General features: G+C 47.8%; 20 protein-coding genes. 14 read left to right on the top strand and 6 right to left on the bottom strand.

The features are described from left to right. The first annotated feature begins 46 nt into the window (after positions 1 to 46). On the top strand, positions 47 to 973 hold the full coding sequence (locus HUN05_15795) for a bile acid:sodium symporter family protein (GenBank protein WDP86408.1): 927 nt from the start codon (positions 47 to 49) through the stop codon (positions 971 to 973). After that, on the top strand, positions 966 to 1775 hold the full coding sequence (locus tag HUN05_15790; GenBank protein WDP86407.1) for an SDR family oxidoreductase: 810 nt from the start codon (positions 966 to 968) through the stop codon (positions 1773 to 1775). The genes HUN05_15795 and HUN05_15790 overlap by 8 nt, the downstream gene beginning before the upstream one ends. Positions 1776 to 1858: 83 nt before the next feature. On the opposite strand, the gene ald is transcribed toward HUN05_15790, so the two are convergent. From ald to HUN05_15770, 4 genes are all read right to left on the bottom strand, one after another. Then, on the bottom strand, positions 1859 to 2971 hold the full coding sequence (gene ald, locus HUN05_15785) for an alanine dehydrogenase (GenBank protein WDP86406.1): 1113 nt from the start codon (positions 2969 to 2971) through the stop codon (positions 1859 to 1861). Between the two features lie 47 nt (positions 2972 to 3018). Continuing rightward, positions 3019 to 4419: an aminotransferase class III-fold pyridoxal phosphate-dependent enzyme gene (locus HUN05_15780; protein ID WDP86405.1), complete on the bottom strand. Its 1401-nt coding sequence runs from the start codon at positions 4417 to 4419 to the stop codon at positions 3019 to 3021. Between the two features lie 118 nt (positions 4420 to 4537). Beyond that, positions 4538 to 6316 carry a sulfoacetaldehyde acetyltransferase gene (xsc, locus tag HUN05_15775; GenBank protein ID WDP86404.1) on the bottom strand — a complete coding sequence of 593 codons (1779 nt, stop codon included), beginning with the start codon at positions 6314 to 6316 and terminating at the stop codon, positions 4538 to 4540. Between the two features lie 251 nt (positions 6317 to 6567). Then, positions 6568 to 7050, bottom strand: coding sequence for a tRNA (cytidine(34)-2'-O)-methyltransferase (locus HUN05_15770; protein WDP88094.1), 483 nt, complete (start codon positions 7048 to 7050; stop codon positions 6568 to 6570). 381 nt (positions 7051 to 7431) lie between these two features. Here HUN05_15770 and HUN05_15765 point away from each other — a divergent pair, with 381 nt between their 5' ends. From HUN05_15765 to HUN05_15745, 5 genes are all read left to right on the top strand, one after another. Continuing rightward, positions 7432 to 8601 carry an IS4 family transposase gene (locus HUN05_15765; GenBank protein ID WDP88093.1) on the top strand — a complete coding sequence of 390 codons (1170 nt, stop codon included), beginning with the start codon at positions 7432 to 7434 and terminating at the stop codon, positions 8599 to 8601. 88 nt (positions 8602 to 8689) lie between these two features. Next, a complete protein-coding gene (locus tag HUN05_15760; GenBank protein WDP86403.1) occupies positions 8690 to 9172 on the top strand; it encodes a type III secretion system chaperone in 483 nt (160 codons plus the stop codon). 63 nt (positions 9173 to 9235) lie between these two features. After that, positions 9236 to 9496 carry a hypothetical protein gene (locus tag HUN05_15755; protein WDP86402.1) on the top strand — a complete coding sequence of 87 codons (261 nt, stop codon included), beginning with the start codon at positions 9236 to 9238 and terminating at the stop codon, positions 9494 to 9496. Positions 9497 to 9511: 15 nt separating this feature from the next. After that, positions 9512 to 10090, top strand: a complete 579-nt coding sequence (locus HUN05_15750; protein WDP86401.1) for a hypothetical protein — start codon at positions 9512 to 9514, stop codon at positions 10088 to 10090. A 30-nt stretch (positions 10091 to 10120) separates the two neighbouring features. Then, positions 10121 to 11572, top strand: a complete 1452-nt coding sequence (locus tag HUN05_15745; protein ID WDP86400.1) for a hypothetical protein — start codon at positions 10121 to 10123, stop codon at positions 11570 to 11572. A 161-nt stretch (positions 11573 to 11733) separates the two neighbouring features. Here HUN05_15745 and HUN05_15740 read toward each other — a convergent pair whose 3' ends face one another. Beyond that, the gene (locus HUN05_15740; GenBank protein ID WDP86399.1) at positions 11734 to 12462 is read right to left on the bottom strand and encodes an L-2-amino-thiazoline-4-carboxylic acid hydrolase; all 729 of its coding nucleotides are present in this window, start codon (positions 12460 to 12462) and stop codon (positions 11734 to 11736) included. Positions 12463 to 12890: 428 nt separating this feature from the next. Here HUN05_15740 and HUN05_15735 point away from each other — a divergent pair, with 428 nt between their 5' ends. The 7 genes from HUN05_15735 to HUN05_15705 all read left to right on the top strand — a co-directional run bounded on the left by HUN05_15735 (position 12891) and on the right by HUN05_15705 (position 22732). Next, positions 12891 to 14510 carry a peptide chain release factor 3 gene (locus HUN05_15735; protein ID WDP86398.1) on the top strand — a complete coding sequence of 540 codons (1620 nt, stop codon included), beginning with the start codon at positions 12891 to 12893 and terminating at the stop codon, positions 14508 to 14510. Between the two features lie 25 nt (positions 14511 to 14535). After that, positions 14536 to 15627: a 3-phosphoserine/phosphohydroxythreonine transaminase gene (serC, locus tag HUN05_15730; protein ID WDP86397.1), complete on the top strand. Its 1092-nt coding sequence runs from the start codon at positions 14536 to 14538 to the stop codon at positions 15625 to 15627. Next, complete coding sequence (locus HUN05_15725; protein WDP86396.1) at positions 15624 to 17204, top strand: phosphoglycerate dehydrogenase; 1581 nt, start codon at positions 15624 to 15626, stop codon at positions 17202 to 17204. Before serC ends, HUN05_15725 begins: the two co-directional genes overlap by 4 nt. A 3-nt stretch (positions 17205 to 17207) precedes the next feature. Then, entirely contained in the window at positions 17208 to 20792 is a 3585-nt protein-coding gene (locus HUN05_15720) for a DUF3683 domain-containing protein (GenBank protein WDP86395.1), read from the top strand. A 1-nt stretch (position 20793) separates the two neighbouring features. Further along, the gene (locus HUN05_15715) at positions 20794 to 21504 is read left to right on the top strand and encodes a 16S rRNA (uracil(1498)-N(3))-methyltransferase (protein ID WDP86394.1); all 711 of its coding nucleotides are present in this window, start codon (positions 20794 to 20796) and stop codon (positions 21502 to 21504) included. A gap of 36 nt (positions 21505 to 21540) precedes the next feature. After that, positions 21541 to 21705, top strand: a complete 165-nt coding sequence (locus HUN05_15710; GenBank protein ID WDP83752.1) for a hypothetical protein — start codon at positions 21541 to 21543, stop codon at positions 21703 to 21705. 562 nt (positions 21706 to 22267) lie between these two features. Continuing rightward, positions 22268 to 22732 (top strand): cyclic nucleotide-binding domain-containing protein, encoded by a 465-nt coding sequence (locus tag HUN05_15705; GenBank protein WDP86393.1) that lies wholly within the window; start codon positions 22268 to 22270, stop codon positions 22730 to 22732. A 3-nt stretch (positions 22733 to 22735) separates the two neighbouring features. Here the strand turns inward: HUN05_15705 and HUN05_15700 are convergent, their stop codons facing one another. Then, positions 22736 to 24550, bottom strand: a complete 1815-nt coding sequence (locus HUN05_15700; protein WDP86392.1) for an ABC-F family ATP-binding cassette domain-containing protein — start codon at positions 24548 to 24550, stop codon at positions 22736 to 22738. Between the last annotated feature and the right edge of the window lie 5 nt (positions 24551 to 24555).

Below are 24555 nucleotides of genomic sequence, written 5' to 3'. Positions count from 1 at the left end.
GGATGGGGGGAAAAACCCCTCATCCATTGGCATTAAGGGGGATGACATGGATCCTGTAACACTTGACCAGGTTCAACTGAATTTCAACCCGACTGGAATTGCTATTATCAACGGTGCCATCGGCCTGATGATGCTCGGTGTAGCCCTTGAATTGAGTTTTGAAGATTTTAAACGGATCATTGCAAGCCCTAAAGCCCCTGCCATAGGGCTTGTGGCCCAGTTCCTCCTGTTGCCGGCATTTACCTTTTTATTGGTCATGATCATTAAACCCTACCCGTCCATTGCCCTGGGCATGATGCTTGTGGCTGCCTGTCCCGGCGGAAATCTGTCCAATATCATTACCTATCTTTCCAAGGGCAACTCGGCTGTTTCCATCAGCATGACAGCCGTATCAACGGTGGCGGCCATTGTGATGACCCCTTTTAATATCTCTTTTTGGGGCAGACTTAACCCGGATACCGCCCCGATTTTACAACAGGTTTGCCTGGACCCCATGGATGTGTTTGTCACGGTTTTTTTGATTTTGGGGATCCCTTTGATCATCGGGATGAGCCTTGGAAAATATGTGCCATCCCTGGCCGATAAGGTGAGAAAACCCTTTAAGATTTTTTCCCTGATTTTCTTTATTGTCATTGTCTGCGGCGCGCTTGCTGCCAATTGGCAGAATTTTGTCGCCTATGTGGGCCTGGTGGTTTTTGCTGTTCTGCTTCACAATGCCCTGGCCCTGAATATCGGGTATTGGTCGGCCAAGATATTTGGCCTTCCCGAACCTGACTGCAGGGCGGTCTGCGTGGAGGTGGGTATCCAGAATTCTGCTTTGGGCCTGATCCTGGTCTTTAATTTTTTCAACGGTCTTGGGGGCATGGCCATTGTTGTGGCCTGGTGGGGGATCTGGCATATTTTTGCAGGACTTTCCACGGCATTTTTCTTTACCAAAATCATGAAAAATAATCCTGAGGTTACCCATGGATAGACGAACATTTAAGGGTAAAACCGCTGTTATCACCGGCGGGGCTTCAGGCATTGGTCTGGCCACGGCCTGGGAGTTTGCCAGGGCAGGGGCCCAAATTGTCATGGTGGACATGGACGGGGCCATGCTTGAAAAGCAGGCGGTTCTTTTTAATGAAAAAGGATTTTCCATTCTCACTGTTCAATGCAACGTCACCGATCAAGCCCTTTGCCAGGATGTTGTTGACAAGGCATTGGCCAGGTTCGGATCCATTGACCTTCTCTTTAACAATGCCGGAATTACCCAGAGAAGCCTGTTTGAAAAAACCAAGATCGCTGTCATTGAAAAGGTCATGGAGGTCAATTTTTTCGGATCCGTGTATATGACAAAAGCTGCCCTGCCAAGTCTGATTGAATCCTGCGGCACCATTGTGGTGAACGAGTCTGTTGCCGGGGTCTCCCCCTTGCTCGGCCGCTGTGGTTATGCCGCTTCCAAGCATGCCATGCACGGTTTTTTTACCTCATTGCGTTGCGAACTTCGGCATAAGGGGGTCCATGTGATGATCGTCTGCCCGGGATTTATTCAAACAAATCTCCAGACCCTCGCCCTTGGCGGGGACGGCAATATCGCTACCCACAAACAGACCCGTGTGGGGACCCAGCAGACCCCTGAATTTGTCGCATCCCAGATTCGCAGAGGGGCACAGGCCAATCGTCCCATGCTGGTCTTTACCTTTTTTGGGAAGTTGGGCTATTTTGTATCAAGGCTGTTTCCAGGCCTGTATGAACGGCTCATGACCCGGCAGTTTAAATCAGAACTTGGATAAGACCAAGAATCAGGCTGGGAAAGGCTAAAATCATTCATGGGAAGATAAGGCTTCCCATGAATGATTCGTGTAAGGCAAAAAGGTTATAAAAAGGTTTCAACCGGCGTATAATCAAGGCCAAAGGCATCTGCAACGGCCTTGTAAACCACTTTACCGCTGATCACATTGGCTCCCAGCCTGATTTCTTTGTTGTCCTGCATGGCTTTTTTCCATCCCTTGTTGGCAATTTCAACGGCATAGGGAAGGGTGGCGTTGGTCAGGGCGCGGGTGGAGGTCCTGGCAACGGCGCCGGGCATGTTGGCAACACAATAGTGGACCACACCGTCAACCTCAAAGGTCGGTTCTGCATGGGTGGTGGCTTTTGATGTTTCAAAGCATCCCCCCTGGTCAATGGCCACATCCACCACGACCGATCCTTTTTTCATGGTCTTGAGCATCTGGCGGGTGAGAAGCTTGGGGGCTTTTGCACCTGCCACCAGAACCGCACCGATTACCGCATCTGCTTTTGCCACAAGTTCTGCCATAACCGCTGCGTTGGACATGACCGGAAAACAATTGGCCGGCATGACATCATCCAGATAGGACAGTCTTTCCAGATTGGTGTCCAGGATATAGACCTTGGCACCGAGGCCGCAGGCCATTTTGGCTGCGTTAATCCCGACCACCCCTCCACCGATGACGACCACCGTAGCAGGTTCCACTCCGGTTACTCCGCCAAGCAGAACCCCCATGCCGCCCTGGGGCATTTCAAGGTATTTGGCTGCCTCCTGGGTGGCCATCCGCCCGGCCACTTCACTCATGGGCACAAGCAAGGGCAGAGAGCCGTTTTCTTTTTCAATGGTTTCGTAGGCAATATTAACGGACTTGGCCTTGATCAGTCCGTGGGTCTGCTGTTCGTCGGCTGCAAGATGCAGATAGGTAAATACGATCTGGTCTTTTTTGATCATATCATATTCAGAGGGCTGGGGCTCTTTGACATGCATGACCATATCGCATGTTGAATAAACTTCAGCAGGGGTATCTGCAATGAGGGCACCTGCGGCAAGGTATTCTGAATCGGGAAACCCCGCACCCATGCCGGCCTCTTTTTCAACCAGGACATCGTGCCCGTTCTGTTTCATGGCCACCACGCCTGCCGGGGTCATGCAGACTCTTTTTTCCAATACTTTGATTTCTTTTAAGATTCCGACTCGCATCTTGTGCCTCCTTTGGTTGTTATTTCACCTTACGATCATTGGTTTTGTCATGTAAATGTCTTCTGGATGGCTTTTTCAACCGCCGCTACAATGGTATCCACCTGGTCTTGGGTAATGATCAGGCAGGGGGCGAAATTCATGATATTATTGAGACCGTTAAAGCTTGAGTTGGTCCGGCCCACAATCACGTTTTGGGCAAGTACATTGCCCATTAAATTGGCCATCTGGGCTTCGGTGACCGGAGTTTTGGTCTCTTTGTCTTTAACAAATTCAATGCCTGCAAAAAGTCCTTGCCCCCTGACATCTCCCACCACATCATATTTTTTCAGGGCCGATAATTTTGCCAGCAGATAGGCTCCCATTTTAACTGAATTTTCAACAAGGTTTTCATCTTCAATGATCCGGGTGCTTTCAAGAGCCGCGGTCATGGCAGAGGTACATCCTCCATAGGTGGAAATGTCCCGAAAATAGTTGAGCCGGGTCTCTGGATTTGACGGATCGTTTAAAAAAACATCATAGACCTTTTGTTTGACAACCGTGGCTGACAGGGGTTCATAGGAAGAGGCAAGGCCCTTGGCCATGGTAATGATATCCGGGTCCACATCATAGTGTTCGTGACCCCAGAATTTTCCGGTCCTGCCGAAACCGCAGACCACCTCATCCATGATCATCCAGATATCGTATTTTCGGCATATTTTCTGGAGAATGGGATAATACTCGGGCACAGGTTTGAGAATGCCGCCGCCGGCGGTTATGGGCTCTACAATCATGCCGCCGATGGTGTCGGTCCCCTGGGCCAGGATGATATCTTCCACCTTTGTTGCGCATTCAATTTTGCATGATCCATAGGTTTTATCATAGGGACAGCGATAGCAGCAGCAATGGGGAAATTCCACAAACCCTTCTACAAAGGGGCCAAAATCCTGTTTCCTCTGGGCCTGGCCCGTGGCGCTCATGGCGCCGATGGTCGTGCCGTGGTAATCCCGGTCCCTGTACATGATTTTGTATTTACCTTTGCGCTGGGGGCTGATCCGTGAGGCCTGGCGGACAATTTTAAAGGCTTTTTCATTGGCCTCGGATCCTGAATTTGAAAAATAAACCTTGTGGTGGTTGGGCAGTTTTTCAAGTAGTTTTTTGGCAAATTTGATGGCCGGCACATTGCCGAATACCCCTGCAAAATAGGGCATTTTTTTGAGCTGGGCACACACCGCATCTGCAATGGAATCCCGTCCATAGCCCACCATCACGCTCCAGACGCCTCCGGACGAGGCATCCAGATATTCGCGTCCCCTGATATCTTTGACCATCAGGCCTTTGCCTTCAACAATGATCATCTGTTCCTGGGATTCAAAAAATTTATGGGGCTTGAGGTGATGCCAGAGCGCATCCCTGTCCGCTGCTATTATTTCGTCTGAATCGTAATCCAGCCAATTGAATTGATTTTCCATGGGGCCCCCCTTTTAATCATAGGATTCTAACCTTTTGTGGTTAACGTGTAAAGGGCCCGGCAACACTGGCGGTGATTGCCGGACCCTATTTATACATATTGAATACGCCTGTGCAGCCTTATACCCCTTTTTGGGGTTTCATGTCTGCCTTGTCAATACCGGCAACTGCCACAGGTTTTTTCATGGCGTCCCTGCGAAAGGGTTCGCCAAGCTCCATATTGGTCAGCACTTCGATAAAAGTGGTTTTGCCTTCTTCCATCTGGGCCTTAACCGCAGCTGACAGTTTGGCACTCAGATCTTCCATGGAGGTAGCCTGCACTCCCTCTACCCCGCATCCCTTTGCAATCTGTGCATAGTTAACGTTGCGGTCAAGTTCGGTTCCCACAAAATTATCGTCAAACCAGAGGGTGGTATTTCGTTTTTCAGCACCCCAGTGATAGTTGCGGAAAACAACCATGGTAATGGCCGGCCATTCATCACGGCCGCAGGCCGTCATTTCGTTCATGGAAATACCAAATGCCCCGTCCCCTGCAAATCCCACAACAGGAACATCGGGCTGGGCAATTTTGGCTCCGAGGATGGCGGGAAACCCATATCCGCAGGGGCCGAACATGCCGGGAGCCAGGTATTTGCGTCCCTGTTCAAAACTGGGATAGGCCGCACCAATGGCGCAGGAATTGCCGATGTCCGAAGAGATAATGGCATTTTCAGGCAGGGCGGCTTTAATGGCGCGCCATGCCATGCGGGAGGTGATTTTTTCAGGATCCTGATTGCGGGCGCGCTCGTTCCATGTGGTGCCGGCGTCATCTGCTTCATGATCCATGGTGGAAAGTTCCTTGTCCCAATCTGATTTAACCTGGGCAATGGTGGCTTTGCGGGTCTCACGGTCTGCATCCCCTGCCGTTTTGGGCAATTGGGCCAGAATTGATTTGGCCACTTTTTTAGCATCCCCCACAATACCCACGGTCACAGGTTTGGTCAGACCGATGCGGTCCGGGTTGATATCAATCTGGATAACGGCGGCATTGGTGGGCCAATAGTCAATGCCGTAGCCGGGCAGGGTGGAAAAGGGATTGAGCCGGGTGCCCAGTGCCAAAACCACATCCGCCCGGGCAATGAGTTCCATGCCGGCTTTGGACCCGTTGTAACCCAGGGTGCCGGTGTAAAGCGGATGGCTTCCGGGAAAGGCGTCATTGTGCTGGTAGCCGCAACATACCGGGGCATCCAGTTGTTCTGCCAGGGCCATGGACTCTTCAATGGCGTTGCCGATCACCACACCGCCGCCGTTGAGGATCACAGGAAATTTTGCCTGGCTCAGAAGTTCGGCTGCCTTTGAAAGGGCGTTCTCCCCCCCTGCAGGCCGTTCAAATTCAACCACGGCCGGCATGTCAATATCAATGACCTGGGTCCAGAAGTCTCGGGGGACGTTGATCTGGGCAGGGGCTGATGCTCTTTTGGCCTGGAGGATCACCCGGTTGAGAACTTCTGCGATTCTGGAAGGGTGGAGCACCTCTTCCTGATAGGCCACCATATCTTCAAAAATGGCCATCTGGGGGACTTCCTGGAATCCGCCCTGGCCCATGGTCATGTTGGCGGCCTGGGGGGTGACCAATAAAAGCGGGGTATGATTCCAATAAGCGGTTTTAACAGGGGTTACAAAGTTGGTGATCCCAGGTCCGTTTTGGGCAACCATCATGGACATTTTACCGGATGCCCGGGTAAATCCGTCAGCCATCATTCCGGCATTGCCTTCATGTCCGCAGTCCCAGAAGGTGATCCCGGCTTTGGGAAACAGGTCTGAAATCGGCATCATGGCAGATCCGATTATCCCGAAGGCATTGTCAATGCCATGCATTTGGAGCACTTTTACAAAGGCTTCTTCAGTGGTCATTTTCATGGGTATTCTCCCTTTGCTCTCATTGTTTTCTTTCCCCGAAAGTCCTGTTGCGTTTTCAATCAGGCCCTCGGGGGAACTGATGGTAATCGAAACAATATCTGATGTGTGATATATCAGATATCAGTATTTTGTTTATACATCAGATACCGGGTGAATGTAAACAGAATTTGTGGCTGAATAATAAAAAAAATGAAATGTTTTTTGGGGGGATAAGCCCTGGGCCAAAGGTTGAACAAAATTGCGTGTCCGGCCTAAAGAATTCCCTCAATCTTAAGCCCTGCAAACTTGTGCTGGCGCATGACCTCATAACTGAGAATTGCAACGGTGTTGGCCAGATTAAAAGATCTGGCCTCACAAAACATGGGCACCCTTACGCAGGCATCCTTGTTTTCAAGGAGCAGTTTTTCAGGCAGGCCTTTGGATTCTTTTCCAAAGATCAGGTGGACATGATCGGAATAAGGAAAAAGATCACATTGAACACTTGCTTTTTTTGAAAGAAATACTTTTTGACCCTGGGGGTTCCGGGCAAGATACTCTTTGAAATTGGTATAGGTTTTAACCTTTAGATTTTTCCAATAATCAAGTCCAGCACGCCGCAGGTATTTATCTTCTATGGAAAACCCCAAGGGTTCGATCAAATGTAAAGATGCGCCCATGGCATTACAGGTTCTGCCGATATTTCCCGTGTTCTGAGGGATTTCCGGTTCCAATAATACAATATTCAAATTCACTATTGATTTATCCTTACACTTATAAAAGCTGTGATCATACCAGATTTTAAAAAATAAAATCCATCAATTTTTTCAAGGCTGTTTTCAATAAATTGCCAGCCTTGCCGCTAAGGCAAAAACGCTTTGTGAGATATGCGGGTTAAACCTCTATCAAGGGTATTATACAGAAAAGTTAATTGGTCTGTCATGTGCATAACCATATGTTGCCGTGGGAGATCATATATCGGATTTTTATGTAAAATTTTATATTATGGTTCAGTAGTGTCCGGTTAGGTTGTTGCATATAAAAAGCATCTAAAATCATTGAAAAAACAGTCTGTTTTGTGTTGACAAATGTGCGTAAAAATTTTTGTGCGCCTTGAAAATTTAACTCAAGGAGCTCAAATGACGCACATCTCAGTCCCTAAAAAACAACTACGGTCCCTGAACTTTGACAATTTCAGGTGCCCTCTGATAAAGTCACTTTCAAAAGCACCGGAATTACAATCTCGAGGAGATCGCCCTTTAAAAATGACATTCGAAGACCAGATAAATGCTTTGGTTTATTTCCATCTTCAGGAGCACAAGTCTGCCCGACATTTAATTCAGGATCTCAAGGAGAATGTTTTTGCTAAAGAAAATATTGCGCCAGACGGTGGTATCAGCCGTAGTAGTTTCTGTGAAGCCATCAATCACAGGGGACTCGAACAACTGCAATTTATCTTTGAGGATCTTTATAAACAGGCTCTTGAGTGTCATCCGGGTGAACACGCCGAGTTAGGAGAGTTGGTTTCCATTGACGGTAGTCTCATAAATGCAGTCCTTTCAATGCACTGGGCGAACTACAGAAAAGGAAGTAAAAAAGCCAAAGTACATTGCGGATTTGACATTAATCACGGAATCCCAAACAAAATCTTTTTGACTGAAGGCAACGGCGCTGAACGCACCTTTGTTCCCAAAATAGTTTCCAAGGGGCAAACAGGTGTTATGGATCGTGGATATCAATCCCATAAAGAATTTGACCTGCTTCAGGAGCAAGGCAAACATTTTGTCTGCCGTATAAAAACCAGGACAACAAGAACAATTATTGATAACCACGAGACCCCTTCCGACAGCTACATTTTTTATGATGCACTGGTTAAACTTGGTACTCCGAATCAAAACCAGACGAAAAGGCCTGTTCGGGTTGTTGGCTATAAAATTGCTGGCGTCAAATACTATGTGGCAACTGACAGGCATGATTTAACAGCGGAACAAATAGCAACAATTTATAAACTCCGGTGGACCATTGAGGATTTTTTCAAATGGTGGAAAGAACATCTGAAGGTATATCATCTCATTGCCCGCAGTGAATACGGCCTTATGGTTCAGATTCTTGGCGGCCTTATCACTTACCTGTTACTGGCAATCCATTGCCAAAAACAGTTTAATGAAAAGGTCACGATCAAAAGAGTTCGGCAGCTGCGAACCGCCATTCTAAATGACCTGTTTGGCTGCGAGGAGCAGGGCTCTCATAGTTCAAACAGGGACAATATTGTCAAAGATCAAAAAATTATTGAGCAAGCAAAAACCTAACCGGACATCACTGATTATGGTTGACAAAAAATAAGCGCCGACCCTAAAGATGAGATCAAACTAGTAAAAATTAAACCAGGAGATTGCTATGGATAAACGTGATATCGCCAATCAACTTGTTATCGAACTGGGTAAAACGCTGACCCTGCCGGACATGACACTGAATGAACAAAATTATGCCGCCCTGCTTTTTGACGACAATATTTTGCTTAATATGGAATATGATGCAATTCAGGATCGGATGATGCTTTACGTTTACCTTGATGAACTGCCGATAGAGGGAAGCGAATTCTTGTTGCGCAAGCTTTTGGCTGCCAATTTTTTTTGGTACAGGACCCAGGGTGCCACTCTTTCATTGGAGGAGGAGACCGGGGGGATACTGATCAGCTATGCCCATCAGCTTAACGATCTTGATTCAGGCAAATTTGAGGACATCTGCAATAATTTTGTGCAAAAGGCTAGCGAGTGGAAAAATAAAATATCTGAGATGAAAAACCAGACTCAATCAAACCCGGATTCTAAAACCACGGAATCAGCTCCGCCGTTTCAGTCAAACATTCAATACGTCTAAGAATCATTATCTGGATAATTCTATAAATAGATAACTTTGCTGCCTTTCAAAAGGAATTTATCAATGACTCTCAATGTTCGCAATTTTCAAAATACGGCCCGCCAGGCCGAGCAACTAAACCGTATGGGCAATGAATTCAGCATTGGTCAGGGAAATCAGGTCCAACTCAGGCAACCCTTGAATCCCCCTGGAAAATGGACCAGCTTCAAAGTCTCTCTGAGCAATGTGCCGCTTTTGAAACATTTTTCAGGCGTTCGCCAGGCACGTGCCCAAATGGATGAGTATCATCAGCAGGTAGATGATTTAAAGGTTTCCAACCGCTAGGTGATGCAAAGCTTCATGCTCTGCCTTCAGAATGAATTCGGCCCCCGAATTGCCGATATGGCCATGAAAGATATTGATCAGACCAGCGGAACGCCCCTGACCTCACGAACGGTTACCAGGGCCATGGAAAATGTCGAGCAGGCAACCAAGGCCCTGAAGGCAAAAAATAATTTTACCATGATGCGGTTTCTGGAAAATTCAACCACCGGCGGTCTGCGTTTGGGTGGGGAAAAAGATATGGTTGGTCTTTTCCTTGACAAAGGGATCAACCTTCACGGTAAAAGTCAATGGCAGGATGGATTAGAGCCGGGACCGGCACAATGCCTGGAAAAACTTTTCCGCCTAAAATGCCAGGACCTGCCGGAGTATTCTAAAGGGCAAATTTCCAACGAGCAGATGGTCACCATTGCCAACGAAGCACTGGATCTTTTAAAAGAAATTCAGGATCAGGATGTGGTTGAGCCGGATCAACTTAATACGATTATGGCCAATAAAACCAAACAAGCCTTATCTTCCAACGGTTTGATCTCATCTATCCGCAAGGAACTTGTGGATGAGAAAACCTTTGGGCTTTTGGATCGGAAAAATCCTTAATCCTTGTTCAACAAAACCCTGGGTCGCCTCATGGGTGAAATGAACATGAGTGATCCGCTTCCCGACAGCGTCAAAAAGGCCATTGCCTCGGATTTAACCAATGAGATCATCATGTCTTCCAATCAAACAAGGCTTTTAGGTTGTGAGCCCAAACTCGATAGACTTTTGCCAGCCTTAACCTCCCACGTTAAAGAACGTTGTGAACAAGCCCTCTCAGGACATCTTGAAGCCTTGAAAATGCTGGACAGCCTTGAAGGGATTTCTTCAGAACAGCTCAAGAGCATCAAAGAACTGGCCAATACCCAGCGAATGGATACGGTTCAGGTGGAAAAATTCAAGGAAAACTGCAGCCTTGCACCCTCCCTCAAAGGATTGGCAACGGCTTTAAATAACAGAGATATGAAGGGAACACTTGAGGTCTTTAGATCCATCAAAGAGACAACACTGCCCTCTCTTGTCCCTTGCCAGGAAAAGGCAAGATCCATGGGCTGCTGGACACAGTTCAGCGCCAATGATGTCAAGGTATTGGTCAATCAATTTGAAAAAGTGGCCCAGGCAGGTACTTCACGAGAGGATCTTCAGGGACTTTTTGATGCTTTGACAAGTCCAGCGGGTAAAGACCTGCTTCATGCCATGGATCATGCACCCCTTGATGAGGTGGGCATGGAATTTCGCCAGCTGCAGGAACTTCAGCGCGGCCTGGTTGAGGTGGTCGGTGAAATGCTCGACATGGATTCGGGCATGATTAACGATCAGATTGCCTTGAGTGAGAACGCTGTCGGCCTCCTGCCGCCGGATGTCCTTTTGCCCACTATCGGGTTGACATCAGATGAAAGGGGACTGGATCCTGAATCCCGGTTGGCACAAGAACTGGTGAACCCTGATTTTGATATTCAAGAATTTCGCAACAATGACAAACAAGGGGTACTTGATCATCTCAACAGAGACGGCATTGATAAAACCACCGGTCTTAGCGCCACCTTTCACAAAGATATCAACCGGGCAAGCTATCGGCTCAAAGGGGAGGTCCTCTCAAGAGATGAACCTAAAAAGTCTGTTGCCAAGTTTGTATCTGCATTTACAGATACAAAAGACAAGGTAAACACCAAGCTTGCAAAAGTCGTCAGTCTCTGCATGAACCAGAACGGTATCAATCGGTTCATGGAAGCATACTCTTTCAGATCCTTGGGGGGCATGGTCGTAAGCGGATCCGATGAAGGGAAAATTATGACCTCCATCCTTCATGATGCCTACCCGGATGAAGAGGGCAACTGGTTTGTCACCTCTTCTTCAACTCTGGGCGTACAAATGGTTGTCGGAGAAGGAGGAGAGACCCGATGTGATCCCAAATCCAGTGTCATGGTTACCTCCATGACCTATAAAATTTCAAAGGAATCCATCCAGGCGAATAATCCTTTAATTGAGCTGATAGACTCACAACATTATCTTTCACTCACAAAGGCCCAGGGCGGATCCTTTTAAATATCTCCAAATGTGAAAGAGACTCTTTATTGTTCCAAAATTTTTATGAAAATATTTTGGGCATCCATGTCGGGATTGGTGGCACCGTTTGGAAACTATGTTGATATTTGCCCAGGTGGTTTTAATCGGGATGATTGGGGGCCCTGCGCTGGTCCGCGGACTTAGTCCGGCAGAATGTTAAAATCCACATCTTCATAGGTTTTAATACAGGCGGCGTGGGCGTTGGAAAATTGGCGGGCAAAGGCTGCTAGGGCCTGGGCCATGATCAGATCTGCCTGGGTGCCCAACGCCTTTGTAATGGTTTCTTTCATGGTTTTGTACAGATGGCCGGCATGGTATTCCCAGGGCATGACAGCTTTTTTTCCGGGATGGATTTTCTTTTTATAGAGAAGGCAAATCAGGCGGAAAATGGATAAACGGGCCTGCTTGAACACAAAATCACAGGTGTCATGCCCCTGGGTCTGGGTCGAGTTGACCTGGATTTCAAGGTCCGGGTTAAATCCCCTGACCAGGGCCTGGTCAATTTCCATGCAAAAATATTTGCCGTATTCCAAAAGGCCCTGGGTTTGCCAGGCTTGGTTCCAGGGGCATTTGGATACGATCATCCGTGCATGGGGATTTTTTTGGGCAAATTTAAATTCCATCTCTTTTTTTTCAACTGTCCACTCTCCATAGGCCAGATAATTTTCCATGGTCAAAGAATGATTGTTTTTCAAGGCCCTCAGGGCCATGCGGTGCCCCCGCTGTTCCCCGTATCGCCTGACCCCGGAGCGGATGAGTGCTTGCCCCTGTTCTGTTTTGATACTGTCCAGAACTGATTTTGAAATGCAGGAAAATAAAAGGGCATGGTGAAAGGCTGTGAAATGGATATTGTGTTCAGATCGGGTCATTATATTTTCCTTACCCTGGTGTTGATGAAGAATTTAAAAAAGGTGTAGCAAATTTTATGGAATGTTCAAAGCACTATTCAAAGCCCAGGTGAAAAATGAACCAAGATCATGGTTTGAAAAAGAGATTAGATATGATATTAATACATTTTTTAACCCCCTGTCCCAGGGATTGAGGATAAAATGGAGAGAAAGAAAATCGATCAGGACCTTTTTTGTTTTGCATGGGTTTAGATGCATGATCATAATGAAGATTAAGGGCATCTTCTTTTTTTACCATACAAATTGATAAAAACTTAAAATCCCTTCAAATTTTATTCGTTTGAATTTATTCTTTATTTTGTGTTAGACCAGCTTAAGGGCTTGATTCTGTTTCAAAATATTGCTAAATTTCCACCCCTTAATTTTTTAGGATACAAGGATGTTTTTTAATGGGATCTGAAACCATGGAAAAGCCGATAGAAAAAATGTTGTTACTGGAGATTGAAAAACGAAGAACCTTTGGTATCATCTCCCACCCGGATGCGGGCAAGACCACATTGACAGAAAAGCTGCTGCTTTTCGGCGGGGCAATCCAGCAGGCCGGCGCTGTAAAGTCAAGAAAGGTGGCCAGAGCCGCCACCTCAGATTTCCTTTCCATTGAGCAGGAAAGGGGGATTTCAGTCTCTTCTTCTGTGATGAAGTTCAATTACAAGGATTATGAGATCAATCTTCTGGACACCCCCGGGCATAAGGATTTTTCCGAAGATACCTATCGGGTGCTTACGGCCGTGGACTGTGCCGTTATGATCATTGATTCTGCCAAGGGGGTTGAGCCCCAGACCCAGAAGCTCATGGAGGTCTGCCGCATGCGCAACACCCCCATTATAACCTTTATCAATAAACTGGACAGGGAAGGACTTGAGCCCTTGGACCTGTTCCAGGACATTGAGGACAAGCTCCAGATCGAGTGTATCCCCCTGACCTGGCCCATTGGCATGGGCAAGCGGTTCAAAGGGGTGTATAATCTTGAACGTCAGGAACTGGGCCTTTTTTCTCCTGGATACTCCCCCAAGGATGATGAGGGAATCTTGATCCAAGACTTAGAAGACCCGAGGCTGGATGAGATTATAGGGCAGTCCCAGGCCGACCAGTTGCGTGAAGATGTGGAATTGGTCTCTGTTGCTGCCGAGCCTTTTGATTTGGATCTGTATCTTAACGGAACCCAGACCCCGGTATTTTTCGGGTCTGCCATCAATAATTTTGGGGTAAAAGAAATGCTGAACGCCTTTGTTAAAATTGCGCCCCCCCCGGGCATTCGGCCGACAGCCACAAGGGATGTAAATCCCGGGGAAAAGAGTTTTTCAGGCTTTACCTTTAAGATCCAGGCCAATATGGATCCTGAACACCGGGACAGAATTGCCTTTTTTAGGATCTGTTCAGGCAAGTTTACCAAGGGGATGAAGGTGAGACACCACCGTATCGGCAAGGATATCAAGATTGCCAATGCCACCATTTTCATGGCCCAGGAGCGGTCCAATGTGGAAGAAGCCTATCCGGGAGATATCATCGGCATCCACAACCATGGCACCATAAAAATCGGGGATACCTTTACCACCAAGGAACCTTTGACCTTTTTAGGCATCCCCAATTTTGCTCCGGAACATTTCAGGCGGGTGATGCTCAAAGACCCCATGAAGGCCAAGGCCCTGACCAAGGGGCTGACCCAGTTGTCAGAAGAGGGCACCATCCAGGTCTTTCGTCCCCTGAACGGGAATATGCATATCATCGGTGCCGTGGGTGTGCTCCAGTTTGATGTGACCATGGCCCGCCTGGCTGCAGAGTACAGCGTCAAGGCAGGGTATGAATCCATTGACCTTTCCGTTGCCAGATGGGTCACCTGTGAAGATGACGCCCTTTTAAAAGATTTTTTACGGAAAAACGAGTCGAGCCTGGCACGAGATGCCGAAGGCCGGCTTACTTTTTTAACCACCAGCGAGTACCAGCTCGGGTTTGCCATGGAAGAATGGCCTGGGGTTGAATTTCACAAAACAAGGGAAATTAACTCATAACCTCTTAATTAAAAGGAATTTTAAAATGACAGATCAGAGAATTTACAATTTCAATGCCGGTCCCGCTGCCTTGCCCCTGACTGTTCTGGAAGAGATCCAGGCAGAGTTTCTCAACTTTAAAAATTCAGGCATGTCTGTTACGGAAATCAGTCACAGATCTTCCTATTTTGATGCGGTTATTGATGATGCTATTGTCCGGGCCAAGCGCCTTTTGAATATAGGGGATGATTACCATGTCCTCTTTATCCAGGGCGGGGCTTCCATGCAGTTTGCCATGATTCCCATGAATTTTTTAGGTGAGAATGACCGGGCGGATTTTGTCAATACCGGGACATGGTCTGCCAAAGCGGTTAAAGAGGCCCAGATCCAGGGCAAGAACGTGGATGTGGTGGCCTCTTCCGAGGATAAAAATTTTTCCTATATTCCCAAGGAAATCCCCTTTAACACGGGTGCTAAATTTGTTCATCTCACCTCCAATAACACCATCAAGGGAACCCAGTTTTTTGAATTTCCTGACACCCATGGCGTGCCCATTATCTGTGATATGTCTTCTGATATTTTTTCAAAACCCCTGCCCATGGAAAAGTTCGGCATGATCTATGCCGGCGCCCAGAAAAACCTGGGGCCCTCTGGCTGCTGCATGGTGATTTTGAAAAAGGATTTGCTTGAGACGGCCAATGCCAACCTTCCCTCCATGCTGGCCTACAAAACCTATGCAGATAAAAATTCCATGTACAACACCCCGCCCTGTTTCGGGATTTATACCATTGGACTTGTTTTAAAATGGATAGAAGAAGAGATTGGCGGCCTTGAACAGATGGAGGCCTACAATATTCAAAAGGCGGATATTCTTTACGACTATATTGACGGAAGTGATTTTTTTAGGACAACTGCTGAAAAATATTCAAGATCTCTGATGAACGTCACCTTTCGTCTGCCGGACGAGAGCCTGGAAAAAGAATTTGTTCAGCGGGCCACAGATCACGGTCTTGGGGGGCTTAAAGGCCATCGTTCCGTGGGCGGCTGCAGGGCCTCCATTTATAATGCCGCCACCATGGAAAGCATGTATGCCCTGGTGGAATTCATGGAATCTTTTGAAAAGGAGAAAACTTCATGAAAATTCTGGTCAGCGACAAGATGAGCGAGGCTGGGATCGATATATTCAGTGGCCAGGACGGCATTGAAGTGGATGTGAACACAGAGCTTTCCCGTGAAGAATTGATCAGGATCATCCCTGATTATGATGCCTTGGCCATCAGGTCCGCTACCCAGGTGACCGAAGAGGTGCTGGAAGCTGCCAAAAATCTTAAGGTGGTGGCCAGGGCAGGCATCGGCCTTGACAACGTGGACATTGATGCCGCCACTAAAAAAGGGGTGGCCGTGATGAATACGCCTGGAGGCAATACTGTGACCACGGCCGAGCATGCCATTGCCATGATGATGGCCATGACTCGCAACATTCCCCGGGGCACCGCTTCTCTCAAGGCCGGGACCTGGGAGAAAAAAAATCTCCAGGGCAGGGAAATTTCCAACAAGACCCTGGGGGTGATCGGGTTCGGCAACGTCGGCTCCATCGCCGCAGGGCTTGCCAAAGGTTTGAAGATGAAGGTCATTGTCTATGACCCCAACATCTCTTCTGAGCATATAGAAAAGGCAGGGTTTGAGTATGTGGGTCTGGACGATCTCTATGAAAGGTCCGATTATATCACCATCCATGTGCCCAAAATGGATTCCACCATTGATCTTCTGGATTTTGAGGCCTTTGAAAAAATGAAAACAGGGGTGATGGTGGTCAATTGCGCCAGGGGCGGGATCATTAACGAAACCGCCCTTTATGATGCCATTGTTTCAGGAAAAGTTGCCGGTGCGGCTCTGGACGTCTTTTCAACAGAACCTCCCGGGTTGAGCCCCTTGCTCGGGCTTGACCAGGTGATTGCCACCCCCCATCTTGGCGCCTCCACCATGGAAGCCCAGACCAATGTGGCGGTTGCAGCCGCACGGCAGATCGTTGCCTATCTTCTGGAGGATACCGTGATCAATGCCGTAAATGTGCCTTCGGTCACAGGAGAGGTTTTAAAACAACTTCGTCCCTTTTTGTATCTGGCCGATAAAATGGGCAAGATGCAGGCACAGATTACCCCTGGCGGCATCAAGCAGGTGGATATCGAATATATTGGTAAATTTCCGGATCTTGATTTAAAGCCGGTGACCATCAATGCCATCAAAGGCCTTTTAGCCCAGTTTGTCCAATATGCGGTCAATTCGGTAAATGCCATCTCCCTGGCCAATGAGATGGGAATAAAAATCACTGAATCCACATCCCAGGAGGCAGGCAACTTTTTAAATCTCATCCGAATGACTGTGACCACCGAGGAGCAGACCAATATTGTGGAAGGTACTATCTTTGGAAAGGATGATGCCCGAATTGTCAGGATCAACAAGTTCAGGCTTGAGGTGATCCCTGAAGGCCATCTGGCCATTATCCACAACGTGGATAAACCCGGCTCCATCGGCTCCATCGGGGTGAAACTCGGAGAGCACAATATCAATATTTCCAGGATGATGGTGGGCCGTGAGGAAGACGGCCAGAGAAACATCATATTTTTAAGAACCGATACGCCTGTGCCGCCCGAGGTGGTCAAGGAAATCATTGACCTGAACCTTGTGGTCAATATGACAACATTTGAATTATAGAAAATGATCGATCCCAAAAGAAAGATACCTTACAACTATACCAGCGCAGACGACGACCAGATTATCACTCATCTTTTTGGATCTGATACCCTGGAGACCATTCAATCCCTTGAAGGCAAAAAAGGGACCGGCCGTTCTTCGAGGCTGCTGCATCGTTTCATGGGAGATCTCTTTATTATCCAGAGAAATGCCTTTTTATTCCAGGAATTGGTGGAGCATCCCCTTCAGCGCAGACAGCTTTTTGCAGAGTTTGAAAATGATTTGCGCATCATCGAGGCCCATGCCCGGCACGCGGATGTGGAAAAGGTGCTGCAAACCTGTAAAAAAGCCTTAAAGGACCTTGTCCGTCAGATCAGGGCCGTGACCGCAGATCAGGGTCGGGTTCAGCGAAAGCTGGGGCCTGTTCTGGGAAAAAATAACATTTATTTTGATCCGTTTAATATCACGGCCCATGCCACAGACGCCACGGATTGGCGCAGGTTTTCTCCTGTGGCGGTTTTGCGTCCCGACCATGAGGCCCAGGTGCCAAAGCTGATCAAAAAGATCCAAAAGCTTGGATTTTCCATCATACCCAGGGGAGCTGGTACAGGTCTTACGGGCGGGGCAACTCCTCTGACACCCTCTTGCGTCATGATCAATACGGAAAAATTAAACATGATTTTCCCGGTGGAGCGCAAGACCAACGGTCATGGGGATTATGCCTCCATGGCCATTGAAGCCGGGGTGATCACCCAGGATGCCAAGGACGCGGCCACAGCCGAGGGCTTTATCTTTGCCACGGATCCCACCTCTGCCTGGGCCTGCACCATTGGCGGAAACCTTGCGGAAAATGCCGGGGGAAAGACGGCCGTGCTCTACGGAACAGCCATTGATAATGTCCTGGCTTACAGGATTACCATGTCTGATGGAAACGCCTATCAGGTTGAGCGGCAAAACCATCCGTTGAGAAAGATTCTTCCCGAGGATGAACTGGTATTTACGGTCAAAGATAAACAGGGCAATCTCTGCGACACCATCCGGCTCAGGGGAGATGAAATCAGAAAAAAAGGATTGGGCAAGGATGTGACCAACAAGGCCCTTGGGGGGCTTCCAGGACTGCAAAAAGAAGGGTGCGACGGGATTATCACCTGGGCCGAGTTCATTCTTTATCCTGAGTTTGCCCATAAAAAGACCTGCTGCATTGAATTTTTCGGCAATGACATGACCGAGGCCGGCCAGGTGATCACCGAGGTCTGCGCTCAGTTTAACAATTGCAATCCCGCCTTGATCGCGCTTGAGCATTTTGACGAGGAGTATATCAAGGCCATAAAATATAAGACCAAGCAGTCTGTGGGGGATCGGCTCAAGGCGGTGCTGCTCATTGATATGGTCTCCAATGAGGCCGATATCCTTGACCAGGGTATGGACCAATTAAAATCCATTCTGGATCCCTATGACAAAACCGGGTTCACCATTGCAGCAGACAAGGCTGAAGCCGCTCGGTTCTGGGAGGACAGAAAACGGCTGGGTGCCATTGCATCCCATACCAATGCCTTTAAGCTCAACGAGGATATTGTCCTGCCCATTGACAGCCTGGCCGACTTTGTCAGGTTTGTGGACCAGACCAATCTTGAAGAGAAAAAATATAACCAGACCCGGGTTATCCAGGATATTGTGGATTACCTTGATAAGGCCATTCCCCTGTCCGATCCTCAATGGCTGACCCAGAAAGTCGGGCGGATCAAAGATCTTGCCTATGCCACTCGGAAGAAACTGGATATTGCCTCAAGGGACGCTCTGGAAGCCTCTATCCATTCAAAAAATTTTTTTTCCCAGGTAAAAGAACGGCTCAGGGGCTACAGCCTGGTGACAGAAAATGTGGAAAATATTTATAATACCACCTCAAGCCGGTTGATCGTCATTGCCACTCACATGCATGCAGGGGACGGCAATGTTCATGTGAATATTCCGGTGTTCTCCAATGATCGGGAGATGATGGCCCGTGCCAATATGTCCGCAGACAAGATCATGGCCAAGGCCATTGGCTTGAACGGCGTGGTCTCAGGGGAACACGGGATCGGGGTGACCAAGTTTAACTACCTTGAACCTGAACAAAAAAAGGCCTTTGTTGATTACAAAGAAAATGTGGATCCCACCCGGCTGATGAATCCGGGCAAGCTTGAGGAGCCTGATATTTTATCCAAGGTCTTTACCCCTTCGTTTAACCTTTTAGAGCTTGAGGCCAGGATTTTAAAGCATGGCTCTTTGTCTGATCTTGCCAAGAGCATTGCCAATTGCGTTCGCTGCGGCAAGTGCAAGCCAGAGTGCCCCGTGTTTTACCCGGCCAAGAATATGTTTTTCCATCCAAGGAACAAAAACCTGGCCCTGGGCGCCCTGATTGAGGCATTGCTTTATATTACCCAGCGGACCCAGTCCACCGGGTTCAAGGTGCTTAAAAATCTTGAGCAGATTGCCGACCACTGCACCATCTGCCACCGCTGTCTGGATAAATGTCCTGTCAACATTGATTCAGGGGCCATTTCCATCCAGGAACGGGATATCCTTAAAAAGATGAACTTTAAGCATACGCCTTTGTCTACACGGTTGAGCTTAACCTATCTTTCCACCAAGGATAAAACCCTGAACCCGGTATACAGGGCAGGGCTGCTCAGTGCCGGCGGTATGCTTCAGCGCGCCGGCACAACCCTTGTTAAACCCCTGTCCATGATCAGTCCTTTGAATAAAACCCGGACATTCCAGCTGTTGAGAACCCCGGTCTCTAAAACAGGATTCACCACCCTTAGGTCCCATCTGCCTTCCAGCGGACGAAACCAGGCCATTATGCTCGAACCTATGGGAAACGAGATTTCCACGGTGTTTTATTTTCCCGGGTGCGGCAGTGAACGGATGTTTTCAAGAATCTCCATGGCCTCCATTTATCTGCTGGTCTCCTGCGGGCATCGGGTGATCCTGCCCCCGCCCTATCTGTGCTGCGGTTACCCTTTAAGGGTCAATGCCCAAAAAGAGGCCTTTGACAAGGTCTTTCTGGAAAATATTATTATCTTTTCCCAGATCAGGGATATGTTTCACGACCTTGAATTTTCCGCCTGCCTTGTCTCCTGCGGTACCTGTATGGAATCTCTGGCAGAGCTTGGGGCCAATGATGTGTTCGGCTGCCAGATAAAAGATGTCTCAGGGTATGTGATTGAAAAGGGATTAAAGGTCCCCCGGACCGATGCTTGCCTTTACCATGCCCCCTGCCATGATTCTCTCAAGGATCAGGGAAAAGATATCCTCTCTAATTCAGGGGTAAAAATAAGGCAGTTGCCCTATTGCTGTTCCGAAGCCGGGACCATGGCCTTATCCCGGCCGGACATCAGCCATGCCATGTTACTGAGAAAAAAGAATGCCCTGGCCCGGGTCAATAATGAGAAATCAAAAAGAATAAAAATTTTGACCAATTGTCCCTCCTGTGTCCAGGGTCTTGGCCGTCAAAAAGATTTGGTCCCTGTCCATATTGCTGAGGAACTGGCCTGTTTGATCGGGGGGCCTGACTGGGCAGACCAGCTTGGGGAAAAATTGATCCATCCTGAAGTGGTGACCTTTTAAGATGAACCTGATCCTGTTGGAGGAAAAGGATTTTTCAGGACCGGACCATGTTCGCATTACAGGGCAACGGTTCATCCATGTCAAAAAAGTGATTAAACCTGGAAATAACAGCATTCTCACCTGCGGCATGGTCAACGGGAAAATGGGCACAGGGACGCTCTTGTCCATGGACCGCCAGGGCTTTGAAATGAAGGTGAATTTGGTTGATGATCCGCCGCCCCCTTTGCCTTTAACCCTGGTGATGGCACTGCCACGGCCCAAGATGCTCAAGCGGATCCTCCAGTCCTTGGCAAGCCTTGGGGTAAAAGATATTTATCTGATCAATTCCTGGCGGGTGGAAAAAAGTTTTTGGAAAAGCGATGTGTTAGACTCTGACCGTTTGGAGCGCCATTTGCGTTTAGGGCTTGCACAGGCCAAGGATACCCAGATGCCCAGGGTGCACTTAAGGCGGTATTTTACGCCCTTTGTTCAAGAGGAAATTGAATCGATTTCCAGGGGCAAGGTCTTAGTTCTGGCCCACCCGAAAAGTGTACAGCCCTGTCCTGTTGGGGTGAACAAACAGACTGTGCTGGTCATCGGCCCTGAAGGCGGATTTATTGAAAAGGAAATCAGCGCCTTTGTCCGTATGGGATTTGAATCTTTTACCCTGGGCCCGAGAATTTTAAGGGTCGAAACTGCGGTAACAGCCCTTGTATCAAGGCTTTTTACATGAGTTTAAAGCCCCAATTTTTTAAATTTATAGGATAAAATGATGGATAAAAAAAATCAAAAAGAGAGAAAGATTGCCTTTGAAAGCCTTCCGCCGGCAGTCAAAGAGAGCCTGACCCAAGAAGAAAAAGAAATATTTTTAACAGCTGAAAAATGGCCTGACACCCTTTTTGCTAAACTGGATGAGTTTATTATCAAAGAGTAAGGCCCTGTATCTTGCAAATCCCGGCAAAATTTAGAATTGGCAACGTTTTTTCAATCTGGCCGGGTTAAAAAAAACAGCTATATTCTTTTGCGTGCAAAGATCAAAAGCCAGCCAATACCGGCCAGATGTTTGTTCTTTTGTGAGATCTTAGGCCTGGCCGGCCTGCCGCCTCAAGCAGATTCTGTACTAGCCGAATATTTCATACCTGAAGGTCAGAAACTGACAATTTGAGGGGATTGGATATTAATTATTTTAAATACAACAAGTTATAATTGCTTACCAAACCAATTCCAAGGCTAGTCACCCTTGGGGCGAACCGATTTTATCTCATCTGCGTTGTTGCAGACCGTTGGCAGTAGATTCAATAGGGCTTCACGGCCTGATGCCTGCAGCCAAAATAAAATCGATTCGTGAAATATCCAGGCGCTAAGGATTGAACATTTAAAATGGTATTGATCCTCTATTTCAAAAGATTGACAACCCCGAGTTAACCCCTTACAATTAGAGCCATGTGGACCCCATAATCGATGGAGAGATCATTACGTCCAAATCCCAGAAGAAAATGAATGCGGAAAAATATGCCAAGTATGCCCAGATACTTGAAAAGACCAAATGGGCCAATGAATTTTCCTGGAATCATATCAAGAAAATCTGTCTTTACATTGATCCGGTCATGGCTAAACCCGGTGCCATTGTGTTCAAGGAAGGGGAGATGGACAAGAGTCTCGGGATTATCGTCAAAGGGGCCATTGATATCATCAAGGAAAATACAAAAGTGACCACCCTGAAAAGTTCCCAGACCTTTGGGGAGATGTCCCTGATTGACGGGGAACCCAGGTCCGCATCCGGAATTGCCGCAAAAGAGACCATTATTTTTTTCATGCGGGAAGAACATCTGATCCAGCTGACCGAAGATGATCCAAAACTCGGGGTTCAGCTTTTGTGGAAAATTTCCAAACTCATCAGCCAGCGCCTTCGTAACACCACGGGAAAACTTGTGGATTACATGGGGGATTCTCCGGGATAATCTTTATTTGTTTTCCTGTGCCGCTTGTTTTTTTGCTTCAAGTGTTTCCCATCGTGCGTACAAGTCTTGCACCTGTGATTCTGCCTGTTCAAGAAGGGCACAGGTTTGGGTCAGCAGAAGCGTATCCCGGATCACATAAGGGGCTTGGACTTTTTGACTCAGGTCTTCCACCACGGCCTCGGCCTGGAGAATTTTATCTTCAATATGTTCGAGCTCATATTTGTCTTTGTAGGAAAAAACAGGTTTTTCTTTTGGTTTTTGATTTTCAACCTGTTTTTTAACAGGCTTGGACGGCTTGGCTGTGTGCCTGGCCGCAAGGATCTGGTCAAAATTCTGGTAAAATGCCGGGGCCTTTTTTTTATCCAGAAAAAGCATACGATGGCAGACCCTGTCCATGAGATACCGGTCATGGGAGACAATGATCACAGCCCCTGGAAATTCTCTGATGGAATTTTCAAGAACCTCCAAAGACAGGATATCCAGGTCATTTGTGGGTTCATCCAGCAAGAGGATATCACAGGGTTCAAGCATGAGGTTGGCCAGGATGATTCTGGCCTTTTCGCCGCCGGAAAGCCTTTTTACCGGCATGTCCAATTGATCCGGCATGAACAAAAACCGTTTGGCCCAGCTGACCACATGGATCGACTGGTCCTTGTAGTTTACGCTATCGCCTCCGGCAGGGTTGAGCGCATCCCTTAGGGAGATATTTGGATCAATCTGAGTCCGGTCCTGGTGAAAGGCGGCAATCCTGAGGTTTTCTACCCACTTGACCGTGCCCTGATCCGGTTCCAAGGTCCGTTCCACCAGGGATAAAAAGGTGGACTTGCCCGAGCCGTTTTCCCCGACAATTCCTAAACAAAATTTGGGGCCCAGTTCAAAGGTAATATTTGAAAAGAGCTGGGTTCCCTCGAATGCCTTGCCTAAATTGTGGACCCTGAGCAGCTTTCGGGTCTGGCGGCCCGTGCCTGAAAAATCAATGTTGACCTTGGCGGTCTGCTGGTTTCTTTCCTTGATAAGCCCAAGCTTTTTTCTGAGTTCCCCTGCCTGGTCAATTCTGTATTTGGCCTTGGTTGTCCTGGCCTTGGCTCCCTGTCTGAGCCATTCATCTTCCCGCCTCATTTTAGAGGCCAAAGAGGCCTGCTGTTTGACCTGGGCATCCAGGTATTTTTCTCTTTCCTGTTCAAATTTTTTATACTGGCCCAGGATTTTAAAATATCCCCCTTCATAATACCGTCCGATTTCCATGGTATGGGAGCAGACATTTTCCAGAAAGGTTCGGTCATGGCTGACAAGGATAAAGGAGAATCTTGCCGCCTGAAGCATTTTTTCAAGCCAGAGAATGCCTTCAATGTCCAGATGGTTGGTGGGTTCGTCCAAAAGCAGAAGATCAGGACCCATGCAAAGGGCCCGGGTAATGGCCAGCCGTTTGCGCCACCCCCCGGAAAGGTGTTTGATTTTTATGTTTGCATCTGCAAATTTGCCTTTGCCCAGGGCCTGGCTGACCCGTCTGTGGCGTTCTTTGTCGTCAATGGGTTGATGGGATAGGCTTTGATACAATATTTGCTCGATGGTTTTTTCCAACTCAAACGGGTCTTCCTGGGCAAGGTATACCAGGTTTTCTCCCAGGGCGAGGCTCAACTCCCCTTCGTCGGGCAAAGAGCGTTTGCATATAAGTTTGAGCAGGGTGGACTTGCCCGAGCCGTTCATGCCGATGAGTCCGAGCTTTTCTCCGGATTTTACATCAAAGCTGAGATCGGAAAACAGGGTGTCATCCCCATAGGCTTTTGTCACATTTGTTAAAGAGATCAATACAGACATAGGCT

This window comes from Desulfobacter sp. (genome assembly GCA_028768545.1).
Taxonomy (GTDB): Bacteria; Desulfobacterota; Desulfobacteria; order Desulfobacterales; family Desulfobacteraceae; genus Desulfobacter.
Note: the sequence above shows the minus strand (reverse complement) of the source record. Positions and strands in the feature narration are given on the sequence as shown.

Coding starts and splice junctions, on each gene's coding strand:
- HUN05_15715 (WDP86394.1), top strand. CDS start 20,794: ATGAACCTGATCCTGTTGGAGGAAAAGGATTTTTCAGGACCGGACCAT.
- HUN05_15760 (WDP86403.1), top strand. CDS start 8,690: ATGGATAAACGTGATATCGCCAATCAACTTGTTATCGAACTGGGTAAA.
- HUN05_15745 (WDP86400.1), top strand. CDS start 10,121: ATGGGTGAAATGAACATGAGTGATCCGCTTCCCGACAGCGTCAAAAAG.
- xsc (WDP86404.1), bottom strand. CDS start 6,316: ATGAAAATGACCACTGAAGAAGCCTTTGTAAAAGTGCTCCAAATGCAT.
- HUN05_15710 (WDP83752.1), top strand. CDS start 21,541: ATGATGGATAAAAAAAATCAAAAAGAGAGAAAGATTGCCTTTGAAAGC.
- HUN05_15705 (WDP86393.1), top strand. CDS start 22,268: ATGAATGCGGAAAAATATGCCAAGTATGCCCAGATACTTGAAAAGACC.
- HUN05_15740 (WDP86399.1), bottom strand. CDS start 12,462: ATGACCCGATCTGAACACAATATCCATTTCACAGCCTTTCACCATGCC.
- HUN05_15780 (WDP86405.1), bottom strand. CDS start 4,419: ATGGAAAATCAATTCAATTGGCTGGATTACGATTCAGACGAAATAATA.
- HUN05_15765 (WDP88093.1), top strand. CDS start 7,432: ATGACGCACATCTCAGTCCCTAAAAAACAACTACGGTCCCTGAACTTT.
- serC (WDP86397.1), top strand. CDS start 14,536: ATGACAGATCAGAGAATTTACAATTTCAATGCCGGTCCCGCTGCCTTG.
- HUN05_15750 (WDP86401.1), top strand. CDS start 9,512: ATGCTCTGCCTTCAGAATGAATTCGGCCCCCGAATTGCCGATATGGCC.
- HUN05_15725 (WDP86396.1), top strand. CDS start 15,624: ATGAAAATTCTGGTCAGCGACAAGATGAGCGAGGCTGGGATCGATATA.
- HUN05_15795 (WDP86408.1), top strand. CDS start 47: ATGGATCCTGTAACACTTGACCAGGTTCAACTGAATTTCAACCCGACT.
- HUN05_15735 (WDP86398.1), top strand. CDS start 12,891: ATGGGATCTGAAACCATGGAAAAGCCGATAGAAAAAATGTTGTTACTG.
- ald (WDP86406.1), bottom strand. CDS start 2,971: ATGCGAGTCGGAATCTTAAAAGAAATCAAAGTATTGGAAAAAAGAGTC.
- HUN05_15700 (WDP86392.1), bottom strand. CDS start 24,550: ATGTCTGTATTGATCTCTTTAACAAATGTGACAAAAGCCTATGGGGAT.
- HUN05_15790 (WDP86407.1), top strand. CDS start 966: ATGGATAGACGAACATTTAAGGGTAAAACCGCTGTTATCACCGGCGGG.
- HUN05_15755 (WDP86402.1), top strand. CDS start 9,236: ATGACTCTCAATGTTCGCAATTTTCAAAATACGGCCCGCCAGGCCGAG.
- HUN05_15720 (WDP86395.1), top strand. CDS start 17,208: ATGATCGATCCCAAAAGAAAGATACCTTACAACTATACCAGCGCAGAC.